Annotated in this window: 5 protein-coding genes and 1 pseudogene; 4 read left to right on the forward strand and 2 right to left on the reverse strand. The window is 63.2% G+C overall.

Going from position 1 to position 4429, the window contains the following annotated elements; translation table 11 throughout:
- A pseudogene (locus tag EN780_RS40870) lies at positions 1-99 on the reverse strand (LysE family translocator); the annotation flags it as partial.
- 185 nt (positions 100-284) lie between these two features.
- Between EN780_RS40870 and EN780_RS28250 the strand changes: the two are divergent.
- The 3 genes from EN780_RS28250 to EN780_RS40875 all read left to right on the forward strand — a co-directional run bounded on the left by EN780_RS28250 (position 285) and on the right by EN780_RS40875 (position 2649).
- Positions 285-1508: an argininosuccinate synthase gene (locus EN780_RS28250; protein WP_127283964.1), complete on the forward strand. Its 1224-nt coding sequence runs from the start codon at positions 285-287 to the stop codon at positions 1506-1508.
- Positions 1509-1696: 188 nt separating this feature from the next.
- Positions 1697-2275, forward strand: coding sequence for a hypothetical protein (locus EN780_RS28255; protein WP_245493320.1), 579 nt, complete (start codon positions 1697-1699; stop codon positions 2273-2275).
- Positions 2276-2442: 167 nt separating this feature from the next.
- Positions 2443-2649: a hypothetical protein gene (locus EN780_RS40875; protein WP_245500162.1), complete on the forward strand. Its 207-nt coding sequence runs from the start codon at positions 2443-2445 to the stop codon at positions 2647-2649.
- A gap of 210 nt (positions 2650-2859) precedes the next feature.
- On the opposite strand, the gene EN780_RS28265 is transcribed toward EN780_RS40875, so the two are convergent.
- Positions 2860-3657, reverse strand: a complete 798-nt coding sequence (locus EN780_RS28265) for a lytic transglycosylase domain-containing protein (protein WP_127283962.1) — start codon at positions 3655-3657, stop codon at positions 2860-2862.
- 163 nt (positions 3658-3820) lie between these two features.
- Between EN780_RS28265 and EN780_RS28270 the strand changes: the two genes are divergently transcribed.
- Positions 3821-4429, forward strand: a 609-nt coding sequence (locus EN780_RS28270; protein WP_128275938.1) for an FAD-dependent oxidoreductase, incomplete at its 3' end; no start/stop codon positions are given.

Consider the following 4429-nt stretch of genomic DNA (forward strand, 5'->3'; position numbering starts at 1 on the left):
CGACACGAACAGCGTCATGTCGGGCCCCGGCGTGATCGCCAGGATCACCGTGGCGATGGCGAACTGGATCAGCGTCGTTGCGTCGGGAAGGAAGGACATCGGTCGCGCGCGCCCCAGAGAAGGATCGCGGAGCCTATAACGCAGCCATTTCAGCTTCGCCAGCGGCTGACCGGCGCGGCGTCTGGTCCAGCCCTTGCTGGCATCAAAGGCCGGTTCGTCTCTTGCGCAGCCCGGAAACGCCGTGATACCTCGCCCGCGAAACCTTTCCCGCGGAACCGCCAAAAATGTCCAAGACCAAAAGCGTGAAGAAAGTCGTGCTCGCCTATTCCGGCGGCCTCGACACCTCCATCATCCTGAAATGGCTGCAGACCGAGCTCGGCGCCGAAGTCGTCACCTTCACCGCCGACCTAGGCCAGGGCGGCGAGCTGGAGCCGGCCCGCCGCAAGGCCGAGCTGATGGGCATCAAGGACATCCGCATCGTCGACGTGCGCGAGGAATTCGTCGCCGACTTCGTCTTCCCGATGTTCCGCGCCAATGCCGTCTATGAAGGCACCTACCTGCTCGGCACCTCGATCGCCCGGCCGCTGATCTCCAAGCACCTCGTCGAGATCGCAAAGGAAACCGGCGCCGACGCGATTGCCCACGGCGCTACCGGCAAGGGCAACGACCAGGTCCGTTTCGAGCTGTCGGCTTACGCGCTTAACCCCGACATCAAGGTCATCGCGCCGTGGCGCGACTGGTCCTTCAAGTCGCGCACCGACCTGCTGAACTTCGCCGAACAGCACCAGATTCCCGTGCCGAAGGACAAGCGCGGCGATGCGCCGTTCTCGGTCGACGCCAACCTGCTGCACTCCTCCTCGGAGGGCAAGGTGCTGGAGGATCCGTGGACGGAACCGCCGGAATTCGTCCACCAGCGCACCGTCTCGCCGATGGACGCGCCGGACAAGGTCACCGAGATCGAGATCGAGTTCCTCAAGGGCGACCCGATTGCGCTGAACGGCAAGAAGCTGTCGCCGGCGACGATGCTGGCCGCGCTCAACGACCTCGGCCGCGACAACGGCATCGGCCGGCTCGACCTGGTCGAGAACCGCTTCGTCGGCATGAAATCGCGCGGCGTCTACGAAACGCCCGGCGGCACCATCCTTATCGCCGCCCACCGCGCCATCGAATCGATCACGCTCGACCGCGGTGCCGCCCACCTCAAGGACGAGTTCATGCCGCGCTATGCCGAGCTGATCTACAACGGCTTCTGGTTCTCGCCGGAGCGGCTGATGCTGCAGGCGATGATCGACAAGAGCCAGGAGGATGTCGAAGGCACTGTGCGGCTGAAGCTCTACAAGGGCAATGTGATGGTCACCGGCCGCAAGTCGAAGAAGACGCTCTATTCCGACGCGCTGGTCACCTTCGAGGACGACCGCGGCGCCTACGACCAGAAGGACGCCGCCGGCTTCATCCGCCTCAATGCGCTCCGGCTGAGGACGCTCGCGGCGCGCACGCGCAAGGGCTGACATAGTTGCTGCGGGACGCTGTGCCGGTCCCCGCGAAGGCAGAAACGACCAAGAAACCCGGTGGACACGCCGGGTTTTTTATTTCCATCTCCTAATATAAGGGAAATAAGAGCGACCGGACTAAGTTCCCGTTTGACCTTTCGGCAGCTTCATCTAAGTTCCGCCGCGGGATCGGCGGGGTTTTGACAGTGAAAAAAGCTATTTCTGTTCTGCTTGCGACGGCTATCGCTTTCGCGGCGTGCCAGGCCTCACAGGCCGCGAAGCGTGAGGCCAAGCCGGATCTGGACGGCTGCATCGCCGAAGCCCGCGCATGGAACATCACGCTCAAGCACGATATCGCCGGTTTCATGGGTGTGTCGCTGGAGCGCATGCCGGCCCTGTTCTGCGAACGCCTTGCCGCCGGCGTGCGCAGCGGCCGCATCACCTATTCCGATGTCAACAACCTGCAGCTCGACCAGCCAACCGAAATCTGGATGGTCCTCAAGGGCAAGCCAAAGCCGGCTGCGGTTACGAAAACCCCGGCGCCGCGGACGTCCAACTTCCGTAATTGCACCGGGAGAGACGGCATCTTCCAGGTTCCCGCCTCCCGGAAATGCCCGCCGGGCGGCTACGGGCATTTCGAGCAGCCGTCCGAAAGGGAGATTAAGGCCAGGTCAAGCGTGGCCACCTCAGCGCCGCGGAACGCCAGATTCCATACCTGCTCAAATGTTTTCACCGGCACCTTCGAGGTTCCCGCTTCCCGGAAATGCCCCTTGGGCGGCGGCTAATCGTAAGTTGCCGGAGTCCCGCTGGAGATCGAGGGCAGGCCAAGGGCGGCTCCTCCGCCCCTTCCAGGTTCCCGATTCCCAGAAATGCCCATTGAGCGGCTACGCGCATTATTGAGACCGAGTGATTGGGCTTTGAGCCTGATCCTAGCTATGGAGGGACTTCGACGATGAAGAACGGTATTTTTCTCTTGCTTTCAGCGGCAGTCATCTTCGGCGGATGCCAGTCCTGGCAAGCCCTGGCGGCACCGACGTCCAAGTTCCGTACCTGCAGCGGATTTGACGGCCCCTTCCAGGTTCCCCTTTCCCGGAAATGCCCGGTGAGCGGCTATGCGCATTCCGACGAGCCGACCAAAATGGACACTAAAGCCAGCTGAAAGGCGGCTACGGCGCCGCGGTCGTCCAAATTCCGCAACTGCAGCGGCATTGACGGCAGCTTCCAGGTTCCGATTTCCCAGAAATGCCCGTTGAGCGGCTACGCGCATTACTGAGAGCGAATCTGGTCGTTCCGAGCGTCTGGGCTTCACCTGCTCCATAAACAAAAAGCTCGGCACATGGCCGGGCTTTTCTGTCGAGTGGAGATGGCATCAATTGCCGTCGATCGCTTCCGCGATGCGGGCAATGGCCTGCTGGTAGACGCTGGCCGAGTTCCAGCCGGCAATGGCGCCCATATTCGCCTGATAGCTCGCGCCGGCCCGCCAGCCATGGCCCTTGAGGTAGTTGGCGGTGGAAGCGAGCGCGGTATTCCTGTCGCGCAGGTTGCCGTTGCCGACGCCGTACTTCAGGACGTTTCCGGGCAGGAACTGCGTGTGGCCGATTTCGCCATGCATGGCGCCCACGGAAGCTGAGGTCAACGTTCCGCGATCGACCAGCTTCAGCGCCGCAATGGCATGCGGGTAGAAATAGTCCGGGCGGCGGCAGTCATAGGTAAGCGTCAAAATGGCGGACACCGTGTTCTGGTTGCCCATGGAGGCGCCGAAGCCGGTCTCCATGCCCCAGATGGCGAGCAGCACGCCGGGCGGCACGCCGTAGGTCGATTCGATCTTGTCGAACAGCGCCGCGTTCGACTTCTTCAGCGAACGGCCCTTTGAAATGATCGCGGCCCCGCCGCGGCGCTTCATGAAATCTTCCACCGAGCCGCTGAACGCCTTGTGGATGGCGCGGTCGGCGGAGATGGTCCTTGTCGCGTAGGTCGCGCCTGCCAGAGCGGCCAGACCCCTCGAGCCGACACCTTCGGCCTGGGCCTGTGCGGCAAAGTCCTGCTTCCAGGCGTCGAAGCCGGCGCTGTTCTTGCCACAGCTGCCAGCCGCCTGCGCGCCCGTCGCCAGCGCAAGCACTGCCATCACCGCGGCCGCAAAAATCTTTCCCTTGGCAAGAAATGCCATCTCGTTCTCTCCTGATTGCCTGAATCACGTCCCGGTTGCGAATTTGCCAGTGAAACGCCCGGTTGTCACCGCCCCCGCGGCTGCACTGGTTGCTCGATGCTGGCGAATGAAGCGGAATTTGCCTACGATCAAGTATTTATTGTGGCGGAGGGGCTCGATACATATGGATGATGTTGATGTTGTGATCATCGGCGCCGGCTCGGCCGGGCTCTCAGCCGCGAAAACCCTGCGCGCCGCTGGCGTCTCCTTCAAGCTATTGGAAGCGATGGACCGCATCGGCGGCCGCGCCTGGACCAGCGACCGGCATTTCGGCGCCCCCTTCGACATTGGCTGCGCCTGGCTGCATGCCGCGGACCGCAATCCCTATTTTCCCGAGGCGCAGGCCGCCGGCTGGACGCTGCACCATCACGATATGAACGTCGACCATCTCTATTACCGCCAGCGCAAGGCGAGCGAGGCGGAAGAGGCCGAGATGAAGGCCGCCGACGCGCGGCTGTTCGAGCTGCTCGCCACGCATAAGGTCGAGGAAGGCGACGACGACCGGCTTTCGGCGCTGCTCGCCAGGGGCCAGGCGCCGCGCGCCGCAGCCACCTTTGCCGGTCCGATGGATTTCGGCGCCGACGAGGACGAGATCTCGATCCGCGATTTCCAGGCCGCCGCCGACCTCGACCCGAATTATTTCAGCAAGGAAGGGTTCGGCGCGCTGGTCGCCCGTTTCGGTGCCGATGTGCCGGTCGAGCTGTCGACCCCGGTGCGGCGGATCTTCTGGAAC

This window comes from Mesorhizobium sp. M4B.F.Ca.ET.089.01.1.1, assembly GCF_004022605.1.
Classification (GTDB): Bacteria; Pseudomonadota; Alphaproteobacteria; order Rhizobiales; family Rhizobiaceae; genus Mesorhizobium; species Mesorhizobium abyssinicae.